Source organism: Streptomyces roseicoloratus, from assembly GCF_004117935.1.
Taxonomy (GTDB): Bacteria; Actinomycetota; Actinomycetes; order Streptomycetales; family Streptomycetaceae; genus Streptomyces; species Streptomyces roseicoloratus.
This window is the reverse complement of the sequence record NZ_SDOY01000099.1, coordinates 1-22,307: the sequence shown is the minus strand read 5'-3', so window position 1 is coordinate 22,307 and position 22,307 is coordinate 1. Positions and strand designations below refer to the sequence as shown.

Here is a 22,307-nt window from a genome sequence, read left to right as displayed (position 1 = left end):
CCGACGATCAGCGCGCGCCGTGGCGCACGCCCTCGGGGCGCGCGGAGGCGTGTGAGGGCATCCCGCGCCCCACGCACCACACCACCGCGCCGTTCCGGCTCGACCGGGCCGTCTCGACCAGGTTGTGGACCGGGCGCCGGGCGGACTTCATCACGATCAGCGCGACCACGCCGCCGACCAGCAGGCCGACCGTCACGTCGTGCGGGTAGTGGACGCCGACGAAGACCCGGGAGAAGGCCATGAGGAGGGCCATCGGCGCGGTCAGCCAGACGAGGCCGCGCCAGGACAGGGCGAGCGCGACGGCCGCGGCGCCCGCGATCGCCGAGTGGTTGCTGGGGAAGGACCAGTCGCCGTGCGGCGGGCAGGCGACGAGCGAGGCGGGTGCACCGGCCACCGCCCGGCACGGGCGCTCCTCGTCGATCAGCGACTTCAGGCCCTCGCTCACCACGTAACCGAAGGCCGTCGCGAGCGGCGCGAGCAGCGCGAGGGCCATGCCGTCCGCCGATCCGCGGCGCATCCGCCACCATCCGGCCACGAACAGCACGCCGAAGAGCAGCAGCCCGAGCTCGGTCCAGACCTCCGCGAGTCTCTGGAACCAGTGCGGAGTGGAACGGGCGAACTCGAGGATGTCGAGGTACAGGCCCTCGGTGAGGGTGGGCAGGTTGTCCATGGGCAAAGACGGTAACCGGCCTCCGGAGTGCTCCGCTCCGGCCGGAGGACGACATCGGTGCCCGACCGGAGGATGACGGAAGCGAAAGTTCCCGTTCCGGTACGGATGTGATCATCGGCAAAACTTGGTGCCTGGAGCGGCATGGGGGGCGGGAGTTGGCCGTGATCTCTCGTAAGGTTCGTGGCGTGGGATCTCTGCGCAATCCGGTCGGGCCGCTTCCCTCCTCCATCTACTGGCGTCGGAGGGCCGTGGCGCTGTGCCTGGTTGCCCTGCTGGCGCTGGTCGCCGTGTGGGTCCTCGCCTCCGGCGGCGACGGTGGCGGGAAGGCCAACGACCCCGCCAACGGCTCCTCGCCCGCGCCCGCGATCACTCCCGGACCCTCCAGCAGCGGGCCGGCGTTCAGCCAACGGCCCGGCGGCCGCGACGAGTCGGGCGACGAGGACACCGCGGGCGGCGACGGAAGCGGCGGCGGTACGGACGCGGGTGCGGGCACCGACGGCACGGACTCCGGTGCGTCCGCCGGGACTTCGGCCGGGAAGAACGGCGACACGGACGGCGCGGGCGGCGACGGCGGCGCGGGCACCGGCGCCGGACAGCAGGTTCCGGCCGATTCCCCACTGCCCAACTGCCTTGCGGGCTCCCTGAAGTTGACCTTCCGCAGTGCCGAACTCGCCTTCGGTCCCGGTGAGAAGGTCCGCTTCCTGCTGACCGTCACCAACACCGCCGCCGCCGACTGCAAGGTCGATCTCGGTCCGAAGAGCGCGGTGCTGACGGTCCGTGACACCAAGGGCGTGCTGTGGTCCTCGAAGGACTGCCCGCGCGTGGCGCCCCCGGTCTACCTCAAGGTTCCGGCGCACAGGACGATCACGCACACCGTCGCATGGGACCGGCACCGCAGCACCGCCCAGTGCGCCAGTGTCCCGCCGGGCGAGGTGGGCCCGGGCAACTACCTGGTCGAGGCAACGGTCCCCGGCCTGACGGTGTCGCCGGTGGCGTTCCGCCTGGACAAGGACTGAACGGAGCGGGAAGCCCGAGCGGCCTCGGCGGAGCGAACGGCCTCGGCAATCGAGCGGCCCGAGCGGCTTCAGCGGCCCGGCCGGCCCGAAACGTCCGGCCGGCCGAAACGTCCGAGCGGCCCGAAGGCTCCGAGCGGCCCGACAGCTCCGCTCGGTCCGGGAGGACCGAGCCGGCCGGCACCGCGCCCGGAGCGGCTCGGAGCCGCCGGCCGGGCAGCGCGCCGGGGGCGGCTCAGACGTAACGTTCCAGGATCGACGACTCCGCGAGGCGCGACAGGCCCTCGCGGACGCTGCGCGCGCGGGCCTCGCCGACGCCGTCCACGGTCTGGAGGTCGTCCACGCTCGCCGCGAGCAGCTTCTGCAGTCCGCCGAAGTGCTCCACGAGCCGCTCGATGATCGCGCCGGGCAGCCGCGGCACCTTGGCGAGCAGCCGGTAGCCGCGCGGGGAGACGGCCGAGTCCAGCGTCTCGGGGGAGCCGGTGTAGCCGAGGGCACGGGCCACTATCGGGAGTTCGAGCAGCTCGGCGTGGGTCAGCGCGTCCAGCTCGGTGAGCGCCTCCGGGACCGTACGGGAGCGCTTGGCCGTGGGCTCCGGCACGTAGTCGCGGATCACCAGCTCGCGCTCCGGCTCCACGCCCGCGATCAGCTCGTCGAGCTGGAGCGAGAGGAGACGGCCGTCGGTGCCGAGCTCCACCACGTACTCGGCGATCTCGGTGGCGATCCGGCGCACCATCTCCAGGCGCTGGGCCACGGCCGTGACGTCCCGGACCGTCACCAGGTCCTCGATCTCCAGGGCGGAGAGCGTGCCGGCCACCTCGTCGAGGCGGAGCTTGTAGCGCTCCAGGGTCGCGAGGGCCTGGTTGGCGCGGGACAGGATGGCCCCGGACTCCTCCAGGACGCGGCGCTCGCCGTTCACGTACAGGGCGATCAGGCGCATCGACTGGGAGACGGACACGACGGGGAATCCGCACTGCTTGGAGACCCGGTCCGCCGTACGGTGCCGGGTGCCGGTCTCCTCGGTGGGGATGGACGCGTCGGGGACCAGCTGCACGCCGGCCCGCAGGATCTTGGAGATGTCCTTGTCGAGGACGATCGCCCCGTCGAGCTTGCACAGCTCACGCAGCCGGGTCGAGGTGAAGTCGACGTCGATGACGAAACCGCCGGTGCACATCGACTCGACGGTCTTGTCCATGCCGAGCACGATCAGACCGCCGGTGTTGCCGCGGAGGATCCGTTCGAGCCCGTCGCGGAGGGCGGTGCCGGGGGCGACGGCGCTGAGCGACGCACGCATCAGTGCCTCGTTGTCCTTGGCTGCCACTAGACTCCTCCGGCTCGTACGGATGGGCGAGACCAGGGCAAAGTCTAGCGACACCGCCCCGCCACCCCCGGCCCCGCGCCGCGGACCCCCACCGGCGCAAGGTCGCCGGCCACCGGCCGGCCGCGCCCCGCACGCCCCGCGAGCCGCCTCCGCGGCCCGCCCCCGGACCCGCTTCCAGGCCGTTTCCCACGGATCTGCGTCGCGGACCCGGCCCTAGACCCGCTCCTCCGTCTCCTTCTCCGCCCGCGGCCGCCGTCCGCGCGGCAGGACCCGCAGGGCGTCGCCCATGTCCGCGACCTCGATGACCTTCATGCCCGCCGGGACCTTGCCCGGGTCGGTCGGGACCAGGGCGTGGGTGAAGCCCAGCCGGTGGGCCTCCGCGAGGCGGCGCTGGACGCCCGTCACCCGGCGGACCTCGCCCGCGAGGCCGACCTCGCCGATCGCGACCAGGTTCTTCGGCAGCGGGGTGTCGCTGGCGGCGGAGGCCAGCGCCAGGGCGATGGCCAGGTCGGCGGCCGGTTCGGAGAGCTTCACGCCGCCGACCGTCGCGCTGTAGATGTCCCGCTTGCCGAGCGCGCTGATCCGGCCGCGCTGCTCCAGCACGGCCAGCATCATCGAGACGCGGGAGGTCTCCAGGCCGGAGGTGGTGCGGCGCGGCGACGGGATCTGCGAGTCCACCGTCAGCGCCTGCACCTCGGCCACCAGCGGCCTGCGGCCCTCCAGCGTCACCGTCAGACAGGTGCCGGGGACGGCCACGTCGCGCCGGGTCAGGAAGAGGCCCGACGGGTCGGCGAGCCCGGTGATGCCCTCGTCGTGCAGTTCGAAGCAGCCGACCTCGTCCGTCGCCCCGTACCGGTTCTTCACGCCGCGGACCAGCCGCAGCCGCGCGTGCCGGTCGCCCTCGAAGTGCAGCACCACGTCGACCAGGTGCTCCAGGAGCCGGGGTCCCGCGATGGCGCCGTCCTTCGTGACGTGGCCGACGAGCAGCGTCGACATGCCCCGCTCCTTGGAGGCGCGGATCAGCGCCCCGGCCACCTCGCGGACCTGCGCCATGCCGCCGGGCGCGCCGTCGATCTCCGGGGAGGCGACGGTCTGCACCGAGTCCAGGATCAGCAGCGAGGGCTTCACCTCGTCGAGGTGCGCGAGGACGGCGGACAGGTCCGTCTCCGCCGCGAGGTAGAGGTGGTCGCTGAGCGCGTTGATCCGGTCGGCGCGCAGCCTGACCTGGCTCGCGGACTCCTCGCCCGTCACATAGAGGGTGCGGTGCTCGTCGCTCGCGGCCTTGGCGGCCACGTCGAGCAGCAGCGTCGACTTGCCGACGCCCGGCTCGCCCGCGATCAGCACGACCGCGCCGGGCACCAGACCGCCGCCCAGCACCCGGTCGAGCTCGTCGACGCCCGTGCCCCGCGCGGTCGCCTGCCGGCCGTCGACCTGGCCGATCGGCAGCGCGGCCGAGGACACCCGGCCGGCGGCCGTGGTGCGCACGGCGGGCGCGCCGTACTCCTCGACCGTCCCCCAGGCCTGGCACTCCGGGCAGCGGCCGAGCCACTTGGCGGTCTGCCAGCCGCACTCGGTGCAGCGGTAGGACGGCCGGTCCTTGGCGGATTTGGTACGAGCAGCCATGACGGACACCGTAGCCGCCGCCACTGACAACCGGACCGGGACCCGGAACCCCGGCCCTCCGATCTCGTCTCTCCCCCGCCCCTCCCGGCCGGGACCACGCCCCCCGTGTCCCCCTCCGTGTCCCCCCGTGTCCCGCTCCGTGTCCCCTCCCGTGTCCCCCTCCGTGTCCCCTCCCGTGTCCCCCTCCGTGTCCCCCTTCGGGCGATACCTTCACCCGTACGGATTAAAAGAGTGCAAGGGCTGAGAAGTGCCCCCGCGCTCCCGCCTACGGTCGCCCGGTGACGAGCAGCAGTCTGGAACGACCCACGCGAAGCACCGGCGGTCCCCGCACCCTCGGCCGGCGGCCCCCCGCGCGCTACGAGGAGTACCTCGACGGCCTGTTCACCTACTGCCTCTCGGTGCTCTGCGACCACGACACCGCCACCGCCGTCCTCGGCGACGTCCTCGCCATCGCCGAGCGCCACCACGGCCGCTGCCCGGCCGACGAGAGCGGCCGCAGGGCCTGGCTGTACGCGCTGGCCCGCTGGGCCTGTCTGCGCAGCCTCGGGGAGCAGCGCCGCCGGCGCCCCGGCGCCCACACCGGCCGGCCCGCCGCCGCGCCCGAGCCGGCCCGCGTCCCGCCCGAGGTCGCCGAGCGCCGCCGGGCCGAGCTCGCCGCGCTCGCCTGGCCCGAGGCCGCCGGCACCACCCCGGAACAGCGCGAGGCCCTGGAACTCGCCGTCCGGCACGGGCTCGGACAGCGCGAGGTCGCGGCCGTGCTCTCGCTCGACCCGGTCGCCGCCCGCGAACTCCTCGCCTCCGCCGGCTGCGAGGTCGAGCGCACCCGCGCCGCGCTCGCCGTCGTCGAGACCGGCGACTGCCCCACCGTCGCCCGGCTCACCGGCGACCACCAGGTGCTGCTGTCCGCCGCCCTGCGCGCCGAGCTCGTCCGGCACGTCGACGACTGCCCGCGCTGCCGCCGGGCCGCCGAACGGGCCGGTGCGGCCGGGCCCTGGCCGGGCGCCGCCGCCGTACCGGCCGGGCGGCTGCCGGTCGTCGAGGCGCCGCGGGCCGCCGCGTACGTGGCGATGATGCACGTGCCGCGGGCCCGCGCCGGCGCGCCCCGCTTCGGGCCCACGGGCTTCCCGATGGACCCGAAGGACCACGCGGCGCGCCGCGACCGGATGCGGGCCCGGGCGGTCACCACGACCGTCGTCGCCGCCGTCGTCGCCGCCCCGGTCCTCGCCCTGTGGGCCTCGTACCGCGGCACCCCGGCCGACGGCGAGGGCCAGGACGCGGCCCGGATCAGCGCGCGCGAGGCGGACGGGCCGGACGACGCGCAGGGCGGCTCCGACGGTCACCCCTACGAGCGCTACGAGAACGCGGGCAACGCCCGCGCCACGGCCGATCCGCGCCTCACCGGCGGCGCCCGCTCACCGGACGTCTCCGTCGCCGTGATCAGCCCCGGCGCGCCCGCGGGCCCGGCGCTGCCGGGGCAGGCCGCGCCCGCCCGGCTCACCGTGTCCGCGCGCGGCAGCGGCGCGACGACCCTGCTCACCCTCACCAACGAGGGCGGCTCGCCCGCCGCCTGGTCGCTGTGGTCGGACGCGCCCTGGCTGTACGTGAGCCAGGCCTCCGGCACGCTGGGCGCGGGGGAGTCCGTCACCGTGCGGATCTTCGTGGACCGCGCCCACGAACCGGCCGGCGCCTGGAGCGCCCGGGTCGGCGTGAACCCCTCGGGCGCGGTGGTGCGCATCGACGGCTACGGGGCGACCGCGCCGCCCACCTCCACGACGCGCCCGACCACCCCGCCGCCGAGCGGCACGGACGGGCCGACGACCCCGCCGCCCACCAGCGAGCCGCCGACCTCGCCGCCGCCGACGACGGGCGAGCCCACCACGGAGCCCCCGACGACCGAGCCGACCGGCGAACCGACGACCGAACCCACGCCCTCGCCGACGGAGTCGGCGACGACCGACGCCCCGAGCACGGACCCGGCGCCCGCTCCGTAGGACGTACGGACCCGGTGCGGCCGTCGGGCCTGTGGCGGGACCGGTGGGGCCGTCGGGCTTGTGGCGGGACCGGTCGGAGCCACGGCGAGACCTGTGGGCCCCACGGCCGGACCACAGGTCGGGCCTACGGCGAGGCCGGTCGGAGCCACGGCAAGTCCTGTGGGCCCCACGGCAGGACCGGTCGGGCCTACGGCGAGGCCGGTCGGCCTACGGCGCCGGGTCCGCCGGGTGCGGGGCCACCAGCGGGAGCTGCGAGGCGAGCCGTGCCTCGCACAGTCCGACCAGGACCTCGTACGCCGCCCGGCCCATCATCTCGACCAGCTCGGGCCGGTACGAGACGTACACCGGATCCTTGCCCACGTGGGCCGAGCTCGCGGTGCTGCAGTACCAGTGCAGGTCGTGGCCGCCCGGGCCCCAGCCGCGTCGGTCGTACTCGCCGATCGACACCTGGAGGACCTTGGTGTCGTCCGGGCGCTCGATCCAGTCGTAGGTGCGCCGCACCGGCAGCTGCCAGCACACGTCCGGCTTGGTCTCCAGCGGTTCCCGGCCCTCCTGCACGGCCAGGATGTGCAGCGAGCAGCCCGCGCCGCCCGCGAAGCCGGGGCGGTTCTGGAAGATGCAGGAACCCTGCCAGCGGCGGGTCTGCCGGTCGCCGTCCTCGTCGACCTGCACCCAGCCCGTCTCCGTGCCGACGTCGTGGAACTGCCACAGCTCCGGCGTCAGGCGCGCCACGTGCTCCGCGACCCGCTTCTCGTCGTCGTCGTCGGAGAAGTGCGCGCCGAGCGTGCAGCAGCCGTCGTCGGCGCGGCCTTCCCGGATGCCCTGGCAGCCGTTGCCGAAGATGCAGGTCCAGCGGGAGGTGAGCCAGGTCAGGTCGCAGCGGTAGACCTGCTCCTCGTCGTCCGGGTCGGCGAACTCGACCCAGGCGCGCGGGAAGTCCAGGCCCTTCTCGTCGGGCTCGGCGTCCTTCGCCTTTCCGCCGCCCTTGGCGGCCTTGCCCGTCTTCACGGCCTTCACCGCCTTGGCGGCGTGGGAGACGCGTGCGGCCCTGGCCGCGTCCTCGGCCTTCACGGCCCCGGCGGTGTTCTCGCTGGCGCGCTCGCCGGCACTGCCTTTGCCCGGCTTCGCCTTTTTCGTCTTTGGCACAACGCCAAGCGTATGCGGGCGGGCGCAGTAGCGTTTCCGTCCATGAGACTCGGAGTCCTCGACGTCGGTTCGAACACGGTGCACCTGCTCGTGGTGGACGCCCACCCCGGCGCGCGTCCGCTGCCCGCCCACTCCCACAAGGCGGAGCTGCGCCTGGCCGAGCTGCTCGACGAGCGCGGGGCCATCGCCGAGGCGGGCGTCGACCGGCTCGTCGGCACCGTGCGCGAGGCGCTGACGGCCGCCGAGGACAAGGGCTGCGAGGAGGTCCTGCCGTTCGCGACCTCGGCGGTGCGGGAGGCCGGCAACGCCGACGAGGTCCTCGCCCGCGTCTACGCCGAGACCGGCATCGCGCTCCAGGTCCTCACCGGCGAGGAGGAGGCCCGGCTCACCTTCCTCGCCGCCCGGCGCTGGTTCGGCTGGTCCGCGGGCCAGCTGTTCCTGCTCGACATCGGCGGCGGCTCGCTGGAGGTCGCCTTCGGCATCGACGAGGAGCCGGACGCCGCCGTCTCCCTTCCGCTGGGCGCGGGCCGGCTCACCAAGGGCTGGCTGCCGGGCGACCCGCCCGCCACCGACGACGTGAAGGCGCTGCGCCGTCACGTCCGGGCGCAGATCGCCCGTACCGTCGGGGAGTTCAGCCGCTTCGGCCGGCCCGACCACGTGGTGGCCACCTCCAAGACCTTCAAGCAGCTCGCCCGCATCGCCGGCGCTCCCGGCTCCGGCGAGGGCCTGTACGTCGAGCGGATCCTGTCCCGGGCGTCCCTGGAGGAGTGGGTGCCGCGGCTCGCCGCCATGTCCTCGTCGGAACGCGCCCTGCTCCCGGGCGTCTCCGAGGGCCGCGCGGCCCAGCTGCTGGCCGGCGCGCTGGTCGCCGAGGGCGCGATGGACCTCTTCGGCGTCGACCGGCTGGAGATCTGCCCCTGGGCCCTGCGCGAGGGCGTCATCCTGCGCCGCCTGGACCATCTGCCGTAGGCCGTTCCCCGTTCCCTTCGGATCCGGCCGGGTCCGAAGGAAGCGGCCTCTGCCGGGCGCACGCACGGCGTCCGGCAGGCCCTGCCCGGCCTCGCCCGGGCGAGCACGGTCCCCCGAGGACGACCAGATGCGTCCGAGGGGACGACTCCGGGCGTCCGCGAGGACGACCGCATGCGTCGGAGGGTGACCGGAACCACCCTCACGGCGCCCTGGCCGCCCCGTACCCTGTCTCCGTGGCAGAACCAGCGGTGCGCGTCCCGGATGCGAAGGTCGCCCTGTCGACGGCCTCGGTCTATCCGGAGTCGACGGCGACGGCCTTCGAGGTCGCCGCGCGCCTCGGCTACGACGGTGTCGAGATCATGGTGTGGACCGATCCGGTCAGCCAGGACATCGAGGCGCTGCGCCGCCTCTCCGACTACCACCAGGTGCCGATCCTCGCCGTCCACGCGCCCTGTCTGCTGATCACCCAGCGGGTCTGGTCGACCGACCCGTGGGTCAAGCTCCAGCGGGCCCGCGCCGCCGCCGAGAAGCTGGGCGCGTCGACGGTGGTCGTGCACCCGCCGTTCCGCTGGCAGCGCCAGTACGCCCGGGACTTCGTCACCGGCATCTGGCGGATGGCCGAGGAGACGGACGTCCGCTTCGCCGTCGAGAACATGTATCCGTGGCGCTACAAGGACCGCGAGATGCTCGCGTACGCCCCCGAGTGGGACGTCACCAAGGACGACTACCGCCACTACACCCTGGACCTGTCGCACACCGCGACCGCCCGCACCGACACCCTCGCCATGGTCGACCGCATGGGCGACCGCCTCGGCCACGTCCACCTCGCCGACGGGCGGGGCTCCGCCAAGGACGAGCACCTGGTGCCGGGCCGCGGCACCCAGCCGTGCGCCGAGCTCCTCGAACGCCTGGCCCTGAGCGGCTACGACGGCCACGTCGTCATCGAGGTCAACACCCGGCGCGCGATGTCCTCCGCCGAACGCGAGGCCGACCTCGCCGAGGCCCTCGCCTTCACCCGGCTCCACCTGGCCGCCGCCTCGCGGGGCACGCGCGCGTGAACGACGGTCCCACCGGCGCGGCGCCCCGGCGGCGCGGCCGCCCCTCCCGTACGGCCGCGGAGGAGAGCGGACGAGGCGCGCGCGAGCGGATCCTGGACGCGGCGCGCGAACAGTTCGCCGAGCGCGGCTACGACAAGACGTCCATGCGCGGCATCGCCAAGGCGGCGGGCGTGGACGCGGCGCTCGTGCACCACTACTTCGGGACGAAGGACGAGGTCTTCGCCGCGGCGATCGAGGTCTCCTTCGAGCCCACGGCCGTCGTCCCGGCCATCATCGGCGGCCCGCGCGAAGCGATCGGCGAGCGGCTCGCGCGCTTCTTCATCGGCGTCTGGGAGAACCCGGCGACGCGGGCCCCGCTGCTCGCGATCATCCGTTCCGCGCTGACGCACGAGGCGGCGGCGAAGGTGCTGCGCGGCTTCGTGCTGCGGCGGCTCCTGGAGCGGATCGCCGCCGACCTGGACGTACCGGAGCCGAAGTTCCGCGCGGAGCTGGCCGCCTCGCACATGATCGGGATCGCGATCCTGCGGTACGTGATCCAGGTGGAGCCGCTGGCCTCGGCCGACCCCGAGGAGATCGTGGCCCAGGTGGCCCCGACCCTCCAGCGCTATCTGACACAGCCCTGAGGAGCTCCCCGGTGCAGGTGCTGTCGTCCTGAGAGGCTTCCCCGGTGCAGGCCGCCGTCCTGACAGGCGTCCCCGGTGCAGGTCCCGCCGCTCTGAGAGGCTTCCCCGTGCAGGTCCCGCCGTCCTGACCGGCTCCGGGCGCGCCCTGACCGAAGGGCGAGCCGGATGTCCGGGATGCGGACGCCCTTGTCCAGATCTTGGAGTCGAAGCGTACGCTCGACTCCAGACACACCCATCACGAGGAGCGAGCGACGATGCCCGAGCTGAGGTCCCGCACAGTCACCCACGGCCGCAACATGGCGGGCGCCCGCGCCCTTATGCGCGCCTCCGGTGTACCGGGCGCGGACATCGGGCGGAAGCCGATCATCGCCGTGGCGAACTCCTTCACCGAGTTCGTCCCCGGCCACACCCACCTCCAGCCGGTCGGCCGGATCGTCTCCGAGGCGATCACCGCCGCCGGCGGCATCGCCCGCGAGTTCAACACGATCGCCGTCGACGACGGCATCGCCATGGGCCACGGCGGCATGCTCTACAGCCTGCCCTCACGCGACCTGATCGCCGACAGCGTGGAGTACATGGTCGAGGCGCACTGCGCCGACGCCCTGATCTGCATCTCCAACTGCGACAAGATCACCCCCGGCATGCTGATGGCCGCCCTGCGCCTGAACATCCCGACGGTGTTCGTCTCGGGCGGCCCCATGGAGTCCGGCCGGGCCACGCTCGTCGACGGCACCGTCCGCACCCTCGACCTGGTCGACGCGATCTCCGAGGCCGTCAACGACAAGGTCTCCGACGAGGACATCCTCCGCATCGAGGAGAACGCCTGCCCGACCTGCGGGTCCTGTTCCGGCATGTTCACCGCCAACTCGATGAACTGCCTCACCGAGGCCATCGGCCTCTCCCTGCCCGGCAACGGCTCCGTCCTCGCCACCCACACCGCCCGGCGCGCCCTGTACGAGAACGCCGCCCGCACCGTCGTCGACATCACCCGGCGCCACTACGACGAGGACGACGCCTCCGTCCTGCCGCGCAGCATCGCGACCAAGGCCGCCTTCGAGAACGCCATGGCCCTCGACATCGCCATGGGCGGCTCCACCAACACGATCCTGCACCTGCTCGCCGCCGCGCAGGAGGCCGAGCTCGACTACGGCCTGAGCGACATGGACGAGATCTCGCGCCGCGTGCCCTGCCTGGCCAAGGTCGCCCCGAACGTCGCCCCGCGCGGCACGTACTACATGGAGGACGTGCACCGGGCCGGCGGCATCCCCGCCATCCTGGGCGAGCTGCACCGCGCCGGGTTGCTCAACGAGGACGTCCACTCCGTCCACAGCCCCTCCCTCGCGGAGTGGCTGAAGAACTGGGACGTGCGCGGCGGCTCCCCGTCCGAGGAGGCCGTCGAGCTGTGGCACGCGGCCCCCGGCTGCGTCCGCTCCGCCGAGGCCTTCTCCCAGTCCGAGCGCTGGGACACCCTCGACACGGACGCGGCGGCCGGCTGCATCCGCTCCGCCGAGCACGCCTACTCCAAGGACGGCGGCCTGGCGGTGCTCCGCGGCAACCTCGCCGTCGACGGCTGCGTGGTGAAGACCGCCGGCGTCGACGAGTCGATCTGGACCTTCGAGGGCCCGGCCGTCGTCTGCGAGTCGCAGGACGAGGCCGTCGAGAAGATCCTCAACAAGCAGGTCAAGGACGGCGACGTGGTCGTCATCCGCTACGAGGGCCCCAAGGGCGGACCCGGCATGCAGGAGATGCTCTACCCGACCTCCTTCCTCAAGGGCCGCGGCCTGGGCAAGACCTGTGCCCTGGTCACCGACGGCCGCTTCTCCGGCGGCACCTCGGGCCTCTCCATCGGCCACGCCTCCCCGGAGGCCGCCTCGGGCGGCACGATCGCCCTCGTCGAGGACGGCGACCGCATCCGCATCGACATCCCGTCCCGCGCGATCGAGCTCCTCGTCGACGACGCGACCCTGGCCGCCCGCCGCGAGGCACTCGGCGGGGTCTACGCCCCGAAGAACCGCGACCGCAAGGTCTCGGCGGCCCTGCGGGCGTACGCGGCGATGGCCACGAGCGCGGACAAGGGCGCGGTCCGCGACGTGACGAAGCTGGGCTGAGCCGGGACGACCGACCCGGCGAACCGGAAACGGCGGTGCGCGCCCTCGGGGGCACGCACCGCCGTTTCGCGTGCGCGGTCAGAGGCGCTCGAGCCGCCGGCCCCCGGGCCCGGTAAGGGCTCGCGCAGCCGCTCCCGGTAGCCGGTCAGGGCCCGGGTCGCCGCCGGTCCGCGCGCTCACCAGCTGTCCGGCGCGTTTCCGTCCACCGCGAAGACGGAGCCGTCCGGGGCCGTGCCGTAGACGCGCCCGCCGGCGGCGACCGGGGCCGGGACGGAGGTCACGTAGCCGAGGCGGCCCGCGGGAAGCCGCGGGGCGGTCTGGGCGAGGAGGGTGCCGCGCGCGGTGTCGACGGCGAGGAGGCGGCCGTCGGAAGCGGAGAGGTAGAGCCGGTCCCCGGGCCCGGGCGTGAGCGCCGAGACGTTGCCGCTGCCGGTCTCCAGCTCCCAGCGCACCCGGCCCGCCGCGGGCCCGGCGGAGAGGTCGACGGCGGTCAGCCGGCCGAGCGCGTCGAGGAGGTACGCGGTCGAGCCGCGCACGGCGATCGACGGGCTCGCGACGCGGTACGGGAGCGGGACGCGCCGTGCCTCGCGCCGGGCGGGGTCGTAGCGGACCAGGGCCTCGGTCCGGATCTCGCGGTGGGTCGCGGCCAGGACGAGGGTCCCGCCGGTGCCGTGCGCGACGGGCACGAGGTTGCCGTCGAGGCGGTGCTGCCAGGCGACCGCGCCGGTGTCCGGTCGCACCGCGCTGAGCACCGTCCGGGTGCCGTCGGCGGTCGGCTCGTACACGGTGAGCAGGCCGGTGGCGGTGTCGTACGGGCCGAGCTGCGGCGCACCGTGGCCGGGCAGCGCGTGCCGCCAGACCTGGCGTCCGGTGGCGCCGTCGACCGCGCGCAGCCGGCGCGAGCCGTCGCCGAGGACGACCACGGCGCCGGCCGGGCGGTTGCGTTCGGCGGCGGCCGGCCGGGTCCGCCAGCCGGGCGTGCCGTCCTTCGCCGCGTAGGTCCGCAGCTCGCCGGTGGGACCGGTCACGGCGACGATGCCGCCGGGCAGCACGACCGGCGCCGTCGGCCGCTCGGCACCGGAGGCGGCGCCGCTCGCGCCGCCGGCGCTCACACCGCCCGCGCCCGTGCCGCCGCCGTTCCCGGGGGATCGTGACCAGACGACGCGCCCGGTCGTGGCGTCCAGCCGGGCGGCGTCCACGCCCGGCGCTGAGCAGTAGACGGCACCCTCGGCGAAGGCACAGGCGGGCGCGGCGGAGGCGACACCGCTCCCGCTCCCGCCGCCGCTTCCGGCTCCGCTCGCGTCCGTCGTGCCGAGCGCGGTCCGCCAGCCGGCGAAGGACGTGGCGGCCCGTGCCGGGTCCTGCGAGGTGACGGGCGGGCGGCCGTCCCGTGCGGCGAGCACGGCGACGGTGCCGCCCGCCGCGACGGCGAGCAGCACGCCGAGCGCGACCGGCACCCGCCCGCCGCCCCGCCGCCCGGTGCGCCGCGTGGTCCCGCCGCGCTGCCCGGGGCCGCCGCGCAGGATGCGCCCACCGCGTCCGGTGCGCGGCACCTCGGCCCGTACCGGTGTGTCCGCGTCCCACGCCCCGGCGGGCGCCGGCACCTCGCGCACCGCGTCCGTGCCGCCGGAGCCGGGGGTCGGCCGCCGCTGTGCCGGGATGAAGGCGGCCGCCTCGTACGAGGGCGGCAGCAGCGCCGCCATGACCTCGGCGGGCGTCGGCCGCTCGCCCGGATCCTTCGCCAGACAGCGGGCCACGAGCGGCGCCAGCTCCTCCGGAACGCCCGTCAGGTCCGGTTCGTCGTGCACCACTTGGTACGCGACGACGTACGGGCTGTCCGAGTCGAAGGGGCCGTGCCCGGTCGCCGCGTGCACGAGCACCGAGCCGAGCGCGAACACGTCGGCGGCGGGCCCGACCTCCTTCGGCCGCTGGAACTGCTCGGGCGCCATGAACGGCGGCGAGCCGATCAACTTCCCGGTCTCCGTGTGGAGATCGCTGTCCAGGGGCCGGGAGATCCCGAAGTCGATGACCTTCGGACCGGAGTCGGTGAGGAGCACGTTGCTGGGCTTGAGGTCGCGGTGCACGACACCCGCCCGGTGGATGTCGCGCAGCGCCTCCGCCAGCCCGGCGGTGAGCCGGCGCACCTCGGCGGGGGACAGCGGGCCGCTCCGTCTCACCTGGTCGGCGAGGGTGGGGCCGGGGACGTAGAGGGTGGCCATCCAGGGGCGTTCGGCGTCCGGATCGGCGTCCACGACGGGCGCGGTGAAGGCGCCGCTGACCCGCCGCGCGGCGGCGACCTCCTGACGGAAGCGGGCCCTGAACTCGGGGTCCTCCGCGTACTGCGCGTGCACCACCTTGACCGCGAGCCGCAGCCCGGAGGGGGAGGTGGCGAGGTGGACGACGCCCATCCCGCCGGCGCCGAGGACGGCCTGGAGCCGGTACTCGCCCGCATAGTCGGGCTCTTCCGCTTCCCGGCCGGCACCGGTCCTGCGCAACGGCGGCATCGCCGACCCCCGTGGTTCCCCGTCGTGTTCGCGCGCCTGCGCGACGCACGGAGCCTAGTCGATGGTGCGGCCGATGTCGGTGGGGCTTGCTAGCCTGCGCGTCGCGGAGGGTGAATTCCTCCGCAGGGCTTCTGGCATGCGCTCGCGCGCACCGGACGGGGGAGTGGGACATGGGCAGCGAGAACGAGTCGACGACAACCACGGCCACGGCTGCCGCCACGGTTGAGGCCGCGGCTGAGGTCGCGGCCGGCGAAGGCGTCGTGAGCACGGCGGGCGAGGTCCCCGCCTACCCGGTCGCCCCCGGCTACCGGCTCAACGTCCGCTCGGGTCCCGGCACCAAGTACCCGATCGTCCGCGTCCTCACGCTGGGCGCCTGGGTGCAGATCTACTGCCAGACTCCGGGCGAGTGGGTCAGCGGCCCGTACGGCACCAGCAACATCTGGGACAACATCGCTCCCGGCCAGTTCGTCGCCGACGCGTACGTGAAGACGGGCAGCGACGGCTACGTGGCCCGCCGCTGCGGCTGACGGCCGCTGATCACGGGCGCGGGCACCCGGCGGCAGCCGGCTGCCGCCGATCGCGTCCCCGGCCGGGGATAATCGATCCCGTGAGCGAGGACAAGCAGAGCAAGACCGGCGCGAGGACGGGCAGCACCCCCGCCGGGCCGCAGCCCGAGGAGCTCCGCTTCTTCGGCACCACGTGGGTGGACCACGACGGCGGCTACGGCCCGCGCCGCGTCGCCGTGGCCGTCGGCTCGCTCGTCGCGGCGGTCGCCGGCGCCTTCGTGCTGCGCTTCGCGTACCAGGGCCTGGAGATCGCGAAGGTCGGCGGTTTCGTCAACACGCTCCTGGTCGTGATGTTCGCGGTCTGCAGTGCGATCGCCTTCCGCAAGACCTGGGAGGGCTTCGTCCGGCGCCCCTCCGACCCGGCCCGCGAGGACGCCCTGCGCAGCCTGAAGGCCATCGGCTTCATCGGCTCGCTGCTCGCCTACTTCTGCCGCAGCCTCGTCGAGGCGCCCGGCGAGAAGCTCCTGCGTACGGAGTACGAGGAGGCCGTCACCCGCTTCGAGAAGCGCCGCGCGCACCGCACGGGCAACCCGTCGGGCCGCAGGAAGCCCAAGCGCCGGGTGTAGACCCGCGGCGTTGCCGGCGCGGCCCAGGGGCCCGCGCCGGCCCGAGCACCCCCAAGGACCCCCAAGGACCCCCGGACATCGTCCGGGGGTCCTTGACGTGTCGCACCCCCGGGCCCACTATTCATCGCATGATGAATAAAGCCGGTGAGGCCGGCCCGGGAGCCGCCGACGGGGCCGTCCCCCCGGCCGCCCTGACCACCCCGACCACCTCCGCCACTCCAGCCACGTCCGACACTCCAGCCCCCCTGGCCGCCTCCGACGCCCCGGCCACCTCCCACACTCCGGCCGCCTCCGACACCCCGGCCATCGCCGCCACCGCCCTCACGGTCGTCCGCGGCGACCGCACCGTCCTGCGCGGCCTCGACTTCACCGTCCCCCGCGGCCGCATCACCGGCCTCCTCGGCCCCTCCGGCTGCGGCAAGACCACCCTCATGCGCGCGATCGTCGGCACCCAGGCCCAGGTCACCGGCACTCTCGACGTCCTCAGCCGCCCCGCAGGCCACCCCGCCCTGCGCTCCCGCATCGGCTACGTCACCCAGGCGCCGTCCGTCTACGACGACCTCACCGTCCGCCAGAACCTCGACTACTTCGCCGCCGTCCTCCTGCCCGGCCGCGCCCAGCGCGACGAACGCCGCACCGCCGTCGCCCGGGCCCTCGCGGACGTCGACCTCACCACCCACGCCGACGCCCTCGCCGGCCGGCTCTCCGGCGGCCAGCGCAGCCGCGTCTCGCTCGCCGTCGCCCTCCTCGGCACCCCCGAGCTCCTCGTCCTCGACGAGCCCACCGTCGGCCTCGACCCCGTCCTGCGCCGCGACCTGTGGGACCTCTTCCACCGCATCGCCGCCGACCGGGACACCACGATCCTGGTCTCCTCCCACGTGATGGACGAGGCCGAGCGCTGTCACCGGCTGCTCCTGCTGCGCGAGGGCGAACTCCTCGCCGAGGACACCCCCGAAGACCTGCGCCGCCGCAACGACACCGCCACCGTCGAGGACGCCTTCCTCCACCTCGTCGACGCCGCCGCGGCCCGCGCCCGCGCCCGTACCGAGACCGGCGCCCGTACCGAGACCGAGACTGGCGCCCGCACCGAGACCCGCACCCGTACCCGTACCGAGGAGACCCCGTCATGAACGGCGCCCGCACCCTCGCCACCGCCGCCCGGGTCCTGCGCCAGCTGCGCCACGACCCGCGGTCCATCGCCCTGATGCTCCTCGTGCCCTGCCTGATGCTCGTCCTGCTCCGCTACGTCTTCGACGGAAGCCCGCAGACCTTCGACGGCATCGGCGCCTCGCTCCTCGGCATCTTCCCGCTCATCACCATGTTCCTGGTGACCTCCATCGCGACCCTCCGCGAACGCACCTCCGGCACCCTCGAGCGCCTCCTCGCCATGCCCCTCGGCAAGGCCGACCTCATCGCCGGCTACGCCCTCGCCTTCGGCCTGGTCGCCGTCGTCCAGTCGCTCCTCGCCACCGGCCTCGCCCTGTGGTTCCTCGGCCTCGACGTCATCGGCAGCCCCTGGCTGCTGCTCCTCGTCGCCCTGCTGGACGCCCTGCTCGGCACCGCGCTCGGCCTCTTCGTCTCGGCCTTCGCCGCCTCCGAGTTCCAGGCCGTCCAGTTCATGCCGGCCGTGATCTTCCCCCAGCTGCTGCTCTGTGGCCTGTTCACCCCGCGCGACCGGATGGCCCCCGCCCTGGAGGCCCTCTCCGACGTCCTGCCCATGTCGTACGCCGTCGACGGCATGAACCAGGTCCTCCGCCACACCGACGTCACCGCCGACTTCCTCCGCGACTCCCTCGTCGTCGCCGGCTGCGCCGTCCTCGTCCTCGCCCTCGGCGCCGCCACCCTCCGCCGCCGCACCGCGTGACCGCGGGCGCGGACGGGGCCGACCGCGACGCACGCCGTGACCGCCCCTCGGACACACGGCGCACCGGGCGGCCCCACGGTGCAAGGATGTCCGTGCGGACGGACGGGACGTCCCTCCGCACGGACAGGCGCAGGCCCCTCCCGGCGAGGTGAAAGACCCCATGACCCAGACCGTCGCAGTCCTCGGCACCGGCAAGATCGGTGAGGCGCTCCTCAGCGGCATGATCCGCGCCGGCTGGCGCCCCGCCCACCTCCTCGTCACCGCCCGCCGCGCCGAACGTGCCGAGGAACTCCGCGCCCGCTACGGCGTCGAGACCGTCACCAACGCCGACGCCGCCAAGCGCGCCGACACCCTCATCCTCGCCGTGAAGCCCCAGGACATGGGCCGGCTCCTCGACGAACTCGCCCCGCACGTCACCGCCGACCGCCTGGTCATCAGTGCCGCCGCCGGCATCCCCACCTCCTTCATCGAGGACCGCCTGACCGCCGGCACGCCCGTCGTCCGCGTCATGCCCAACACGCCCGTCCTCGTCGACGAAGGCATGTCGGTCATCTCCGGCGGCAGCCACGCCACCCCCGAGCACCTCGCACACGCCGAGGAGATCTTCGGCGGCGTCGGCAAGACCCTGCGCGTCCCCGAGTCCCAGCAGGACGCCGCCACCGCCCTCTCCGGCTCCGGCCCCGCGTACTTCTACTACCTCGTCGAGGCCATGACCGACGCCGGCATCCTCCTCGGCCTGCCCCGCGCCCAGGCCCACGACCTCATCGTCCAGGCCGCCATCGGCGCCGCCGTCATGCTCCGCGACAGCGGCGAGCACCCGGTCAAGCTCCGCGAGGCCGTCACCAGCCCCGCCGGCACCACGATCTCCGCCATCCGCGAGCTCGAGAACCACGGCGTACGGGCCGCCCTCATCGCCGCCCTGGAAGCCGCCCGCGACCGCAGCCGCGAGCTCGCCTCCGGCAACGGCTGACCCCAGCCGTCGCCTCCGCCCCGGACCCGACACCAACGCCCTAAGCCACGGCCTTCAGCACGTCCTCCGTGCGGACCACCCGGGCGAACCTCCCGCCGTGCAGCGACACCGCGGTCGCCCGGGACAGCTCCTCCGCCGACTGCCGCCATCCGAAGGGGCCGGTCAGGTCGAAGGTGTGCATCGCGTCGAGCGGGAACAGCACGTCGTACCCGAGGTTCCCGCCCATCCGGGCGGTCGTCTCGTTGCACATGTTCGTCTGGATCCCGACGATCACGAGCTGGCCGGTCCCGGCCCCCTTCAGCCAGGCGTCCAGGTCGGGCTCCCCGTAGAACGCCGAGTTCACCGTCTTCGTGACGAACAGCTCCGGTCCGTTCCCCTTCCCCCGCCGCTCCTCGACGAAGTCCTTGAGCGCGTTGCCCCCGGTCCCCGGCGCCAGCGGCGAGCCGGCGTGCGGCGAGTCGTGCCGTACGAACACGACCGGACGCCCGGTCTGCTGCCAGCGGTCGATCAGCGCCGCCATGTTCCGCTCGGCGTCCGGGTTGTCCCGGCGCCCCCAGAAGCCCTCGTCGTCGAAGCCCTTCTGCACGTCGACGACGACGAGCGCCGCGTCGTCCTGGACCGTGATGTTCTCCGTGATCTCCATACCGACGATCCTGCCGCCGCACGACCGCCCGCCCCAGAGGCAGAAACGACGACGATCGATGGTTTACTGCCAGGCATGTCGGCAGACCGCACGAACCGCCAGCGCATCGCCCTCCTCGCCTTCCCCGGCATCCGCGCCTTCGACGTCTCCGTCATCACCGAGGTCTGGGGCACCGACCGCACCCGCCGCGGCGTCCCACCCTTCGACCTCCGCCGCGCCGCCGCCGACCCCGACACCCCCGTCGCCCTCCGCGGCGGCCTCAGCCTCACCCCCGACCGCCCCCTCGACTGGCTCGACGGCCTCACCCCCGCCGACCTCGTCCTCGTCCCCGGCATCGAGAACCCCGAAGCCGACCTCCCCGCACCCGTCCTCGACGCCCTGCGCCGCGCCCACACCGCCGGCATCCCCGTCGCCGCCCTGTGCGCGGGCGCCTTCGTCCTCGCCCGGGCCGGACTCCTCGACGGCCGCCGCGCCGTCACCCACTGGCTGCTCGCCCCGGACCTCGCCGCGCGTCACCCCCTGGTGAAGGTCGAACCCGAGGCCCTGTTCGTCGAGGACACCGGCATCTGGACCTCCGCCGGCACCGCCGCCGGCATCGACCTGTGCCTCCACCTCGTCCGCACCGCCCACGGCGCCGAGACCGCCGCCACCATCGCCCGCTCCATGGTCACCGCCCCGTTCCGCACCGGCACCCAGGCCCAGTTCATCGAACAGCCCATCCCGCGCGCCGACCGCGACGACGACGCCCTCGCCGCCGTACGCGCCCACGCCCTGGCCCACCTCGACGAGCCCCACACCGTCGCGAGCCTCGCCGCCCGCGCCGGCATGTCCCCCCGCTCCTTCGCCCGCCACTTCCAGGCCACCACCGGCACCAGCCCCCTCCACTGGCTGATCACCCAGCGCGTCGCCGCCGCCCGGAAACTCCTCGAACGCACCGACCACCCCCTCCCCGAAGTGGCCCGCCGCGCGGGCTTCGGCAGCGAGGTCACCATGCGCCAGCACTTCGCCGCACACCTCGCCACCAGCCCGCGCGCCTACCGCGCCGCCTTCCGCCAGACCGGCGGACCCCGCCGCCCCGGTCAGAGCGCCGGCATCAGGCCGACCGCCCGATAGGCCCGGTCCACCACCGGCCGCGCCATCCCGCGGGCCCGCTCGGCACCCAGCCGCAGCACCTCGTCGACGTGCCCCGGATCCGCCGCCAGCTCGGCATGCCGCTCCCGCACCGGCCGCAGCAGCTCCACCACCGCCTCCGCCGTGTCCTTCTTCAAGGCGCCGTACGAGGCGTACCCACCGGCCAGCGCGGCCGGGTCCCCGCCCGTCGCCGCCGCCAGCAGATCGAGCAGGTTCGCCACCCCGGGACTGGCCGCCCGGTCGTGGACGACCTCCCGCCCGCTGTCCGTCACCGCCCGCATGACCTTCCGCCGTACGGCGTCCGCGTCGTCGAGCAGATAGACGATGCCGGCCCCGTTCTCGTGCGACTTCCCCATCTTCGACGTCGGGTCCTGCAGATCCATGACCCGCGCCGCCACCTCCGGATGCGTCGCCTTCGGCACGGTGAAGACGTGCCCGTACCGCTGGTTGAAGCGCACGGCCAGGTCCCGCGTCAGCTCCACGTGCTGCGTCTGGTCCTCGCCCACCGGCACCTCGTCCGTCCCGTACGCGAGGATGTCCGCGGCCATGAGCGCCGGATACGTCAGCAACGACAGCCGCACGCTCTGCCCCGACGCCTGCGCCCGGCCGCTCTTCTCCCTGTACTGGATCATCCGCCGCATCTCGCCGTCCGTGGCCACGCACTCCATCAGGTACGACAGCCGCGCGTGCTCGTCCACATGGCTCTGCACGAACACCGTGCACCGCTCCGGATCGAGCCCCGCGGCCAGCAGCAGCGTCGCCGCCTGCCGGCTCAGCCGCCGTACCCGGGCCGGATCGTGCTCCACGGTCAGCGCGTGCAGGTCCACCACGCTGAACAGCGCGTCCGCACGGTGCTGGTCCACCTCGACCCACCGCCGTACGGCCCCGAGGTAGTTGCCCAGCGTCAGATGCCCGGTCGGCTTGATCCCACTGAAGATCCGCTTCATCGCGCTCGTCGTCCCTCTCTCCGGTCACCCGGCCGCCCTGGCCGGGTGCTCTCTGCCCGAGGACCGCCGACCCGTCGGCCGGCCTCCCGGAGGGGGAAACGCGAACGGCCGCCGAGGCGGCGGCCGTGTCTGCATGCGTACGTACGGGCCGCCGGTCAGGCGGCCCACCACTGGGTGGTGTGCGCATGCGTCGTCATACGCACAGGGTACGCACCAGGCCCGGGGTTGACACGGGATTACCCGATCCGTAGTGTTCTCCGGGTTGTCCGACGTGAGCACCGACTCCGGTCGGCCCCGGACAGCCATTCCGCAAGAACCACCAACGCCTGATGGTGTCGATTCGTCGTGCCGTCCTGTGTTCCCGTGCGTTTATGCGAAATGAGGAATCCGCGTTCGAAGGTTTGGACGCAGGGCCCGATTAGCGTCGGGGCCGGGGAATCCGCTAAAGTCTCACTCGTCGGAACGGCCCAACAGCCGGGAAGGCAGCCCCCTCTGACGGGGAATCAGACGCCGAAAGGATCTGATAGAGTCGGAAACGCCGGAAGGGCCCGGAGCGAAAGCGAAAGGGACCGGAAAGCACCGAGGAAATCGGAT

19 protein-coding genes are annotated in these 22,307 nt (G+C 74.1%); 12 read left to right on the top strand and 7 right to left on the bottom strand.

The window, feature by feature from the left end; genetic code table 11:
• Window positions 1–7 precede the first annotated feature (7 nt).
• Window positions 8–670: a phosphatase PAP2 family protein gene (locus ESG85_RS10885; protein ID WP_128977963.1), complete on the bottom strand. Its 663-nt coding sequence runs from the start codon at window positions 668–670 to the stop codon at window positions 8–10.
• 185 nt (window positions 671–855) lie between these two features.
• On the opposite strand from ESG85_RS10885, the gene ESG85_RS10880 reads away from it, so the two are divergent.
• Entirely contained in the window at window positions 856–1,686 is an 831-nt protein-coding gene (locus ESG85_RS10880) for a hypothetical protein (RefSeq protein WP_128977960.1), read from the top strand.
• A 232-nt stretch (window positions 1,687–1,918) separates the two neighbouring features.
• Here ESG85_RS10880 and disA read toward each other — a convergent pair whose 3' ends face one another.
• Both disA and radA read right to left on the bottom strand, forming a co-directional pair.
• A complete protein-coding gene (gene disA / locus ESG85_RS10875; protein ID WP_128977981.1) occupies window positions 1,919–2,977 on the bottom strand; it encodes a DNA integrity scanning diadenylate cyclase DisA in 1,059 nt (352 codons plus the stop codon).
• A 240-nt stretch (window positions 2,978–3,217) separates the two neighbouring features.
• A complete protein-coding gene (gene radA, locus ESG85_RS10870; RefSeq protein WP_128977958.1) occupies window positions 3,218–4,627 on the bottom strand; it encodes a DNA repair protein RadA in 1,410 nt (469 codons plus the stop codon).
• A 278-nt stretch (window positions 4,628–4,905) separates the two neighbouring features.
• Here radA and ESG85_RS10865 point away from each other — a divergent pair, with 278 nt between their 5' ends.
• Window positions 4,906–6,618 carry a BACON domain-containing protein gene (locus ESG85_RS10865; protein WP_128977956.1) on the top strand — a complete coding sequence of 571 codons (1,713 nt, stop codon included), beginning with the start codon at window positions 4,906–4,908 and terminating at the stop codon, window positions 6,616–6,618.
• Window positions 6,619–6,825: 207 nt separating this feature from the next.
• Here ESG85_RS10865 and ESG85_RS10860 read toward each other — a convergent pair whose 3' ends face one another.
• Window positions 6,826–7,626, bottom strand: a complete 801-nt coding sequence (locus ESG85_RS10860) for a DUF3109 family protein (RefSeq protein WP_128977979.1) — start codon at window positions 7,624–7,626, stop codon at window positions 6,826–6,828.
• A gap of 180 nt (window positions 7,627–7,806) precedes the next feature.
• Between ESG85_RS10860 and ESG85_RS10855 the strand changes: the two genes are divergently transcribed.
• The 4 genes from ESG85_RS10855 (at window position 7,807) to ilvD (ending at window position 12,522) form a co-directional block, all read left to right on the top strand.
• Window positions 7,807–8,733, top strand: coding sequence for a Ppx/GppA family phosphatase (locus ESG85_RS10855; protein ID WP_128977954.1), 927 nt, complete (start codon window positions 7,807–7,809; stop codon window positions 8,731–8,733).
• Window positions 8,734–8,966: 233 nt separating this feature from the next.
• Window positions 8,967–9,791: a sugar phosphate isomerase/epimerase family protein gene (locus ESG85_RS10850; protein WP_128977952.1), complete on the top strand. Its 825-nt coding sequence runs from the start codon at window positions 8,967–8,969 to the stop codon at window positions 9,789–9,791.
• Complete coding sequence (locus tag ESG85_RS10845) at window positions 9,788–10,414, top strand: TetR/AcrR family transcriptional regulator (protein ID WP_128977950.1); 627 nt, start codon at window positions 9,788–9,790, stop codon at window positions 10,412–10,414. The genes ESG85_RS10850 and ESG85_RS10845 overlap by 4 nt, the downstream gene beginning before the upstream one ends.
• Before the next feature lie 254 nt (window positions 10,415–10,668).
• Entirely contained in the window at window positions 10,669–12,522 is a 1,854-nt protein-coding gene (ilvD, locus tag ESG85_RS10840; RefSeq protein WP_128977948.1) for a dihydroxy-acid dehydratase, read from the top strand.
• A gap of 176 nt (window positions 12,523–12,698) precedes the next feature.
• Here ilvD and ESG85_RS10835 read toward each other — a convergent pair whose 3' ends face one another.
• On the bottom strand, window positions 12,699–15,026 hold the full coding sequence (locus tag ESG85_RS10835) for a serine/threonine-protein kinase (protein ID WP_128977946.1): 2,328 nt from the start codon (window positions 15,024–15,026) through the stop codon (window positions 12,699–12,701).
• Window positions 15,027–15,196: 170 nt separating this feature from the next.
• On the opposite strand from ESG85_RS10835, the gene ESG85_RS10830 reads away from it, so the two are divergent.
• From ESG85_RS10830 to proC, 5 genes are all read left to right on the top strand, one after another.
• Window positions 15,197–15,553 (top strand): SH3 domain-containing protein, encoded by a 357-nt coding sequence (locus ESG85_RS10830; protein ID WP_128977944.1) that lies wholly within the window; start codon window positions 15,197–15,199, stop codon window positions 15,551–15,553.
• Between the two features lie 80 nt (window positions 15,554–15,633).
• Window positions 15,634–16,158 (top strand): hypothetical protein, encoded by a 525-nt coding sequence (locus tag ESG85_RS10825; protein WP_128977942.1) that lies wholly within the window; start codon window positions 15,634–15,636, stop codon window positions 16,156–16,158.
• Between the two features lie 128 nt (window positions 16,159–16,286).
• Window positions 16,287–17,288: an ABC transporter ATP-binding protein gene (locus tag ESG85_RS10820; RefSeq protein WP_246094926.1), complete on the top strand. Its 1,002-nt coding sequence runs from the start codon at window positions 16,287–16,289 to the stop codon at window positions 17,286–17,288.
• Window positions 17,285–18,022 carry an ABC transporter permease gene (locus ESG85_RS10815; protein ID WP_128977940.1) on the top strand — a complete coding sequence of 246 codons (738 nt, stop codon included), beginning with the start codon at window positions 17,285–17,287 and terminating at the stop codon, window positions 18,020–18,022. The genes ESG85_RS10820 and ESG85_RS10815 overlap by 4 nt, the downstream gene beginning before the upstream one ends.
• A 160-nt stretch (window positions 18,023–18,182) precedes the next feature.
• A complete protein-coding gene (proC, locus tag ESG85_RS10810; protein ID WP_128977938.1) occupies window positions 18,183–18,992 on the top strand; it encodes a pyrroline-5-carboxylate reductase in 810 nt (269 codons plus the stop codon).
• A gap of 40 nt (window positions 18,993–19,032) precedes the next feature.
• Here the strand turns inward: proC and ESG85_RS10805 are convergent, their stop codons facing one another.
• Window positions 19,033–19,635 carry a cysteine hydrolase family protein gene (locus tag ESG85_RS10805; protein WP_128977936.1) on the bottom strand — a complete coding sequence of 201 codons (603 nt, stop codon included), beginning with the start codon at window positions 19,633–19,635 and terminating at the stop codon, window positions 19,033–19,035.
• Window positions 19,636–19,710: 75 nt separating this feature from the next.
• Here ESG85_RS10805 and ESG85_RS10800 point away from each other — a divergent pair, with 75 nt between their 5' ends.
• Window positions 19,711–20,748 (top strand): GlxA family transcriptional regulator, encoded by a 1,038-nt coding sequence (locus ESG85_RS10800; RefSeq protein ID WP_128977934.1) that lies wholly within the window; start codon window positions 19,711–19,713, stop codon window positions 20,746–20,748.
• Here the strand turns inward: ESG85_RS10800 and trpS are convergent.
• A complete protein-coding gene (trpS, locus tag ESG85_RS10795) occupies window positions 20,715–21,713 on the bottom strand; it encodes a tryptophan--tRNA ligase (RefSeq protein ID WP_128977932.1) in 999 nt (332 codons plus the stop codon). The two genes, ESG85_RS10800 and trpS, sit on opposite strands and share 34 nt — an antisense overlap.
• Window positions 21,714–22,307: the final 594 nt, after the last annotated feature.

Excerpts from the sequence above, each read along its gene's own strand:
- ESG85_RS10835 (WP_128977946.1), bottom strand. The coding sequence starts at position 15,026 with ATGCCGCCGTTGCGCAGGACCGGTGCCGGCCGGGAAGCGGAAGAGCCC.
- ESG85_RS10855 (WP_128977954.1), top strand. The coding sequence starts at position 7,807 with ATGAGACTCGGAGTCCTCGACGTCGGTTCGAACACGGTGCACCTGCTC.
- trpS (WP_128977932.1), bottom strand. The coding sequence starts at position 21,713 with ATGAAGCGGATCTTCAGTGGGATCAAGCCGACCGGGCATCTGACGCTG.
- ESG85_RS10805 (WP_128977936.1), bottom strand. The coding sequence starts at position 19,635 with ATGGAGATCACGGAGAACATCACGGTCCAGGACGACGCGGCGCTCGTC.
- ESG85_RS10815 (WP_128977940.1), top strand. The coding sequence starts at position 17,285 with ATGAACGGCGCCCGCACCCTCGCCACCGCCGCCCGGGTCCTGCGCCAG.
- ESG85_RS10820 (WP_246094926.1), top strand. The coding sequence starts at position 16,287 with ATGATGAATAAAGCCGGTGAGGCCGGCCCGGGAGCCGCCGACGGGGCC.
- ESG85_RS10830 (WP_128977944.1), top strand. The coding sequence starts at position 15,197 with ATGGGCAGCGAGAACGAGTCGACGACAACCACGGCCACGGCTGCCGCC.
- ilvD (WP_128977948.1), top strand. The coding sequence starts at position 10,669 with ATGCCCGAGCTGAGGTCCCGCACAGTCACCCACGGCCGCAACATGGCG.
- radA (WP_128977958.1), bottom strand. The coding sequence starts at position 4,627 with ATGGCTGCTCGTACCAAATCCGCCAAGGACCGGCCGTCCTACCGCTGC.
- ESG85_RS10885 (WP_128977963.1), bottom strand. The coding sequence starts at position 670 with ATGGACAACCTGCCCACCCTCACCGAGGGCCTGTACCTCGACATCCTC.
- proC (WP_128977938.1), top strand. The coding sequence starts at position 18,183 with ATGACCCAGACCGTCGCAGTCCTCGGCACCGGCAAGATCGGTGAGGCG.
- ESG85_RS10800 (WP_128977934.1), top strand. The coding sequence starts at position 19,711 with ATGTCGGCAGACCGCACGAACCGCCAGCGCATCGCCCTCCTCGCCTTC.
- disA (WP_128977981.1), bottom strand. The coding sequence starts at position 2,977 with ATGCGTGCGTCGCTCAGCGCCGTCGCCCCCGGCACCGCCCTCCGCGAC.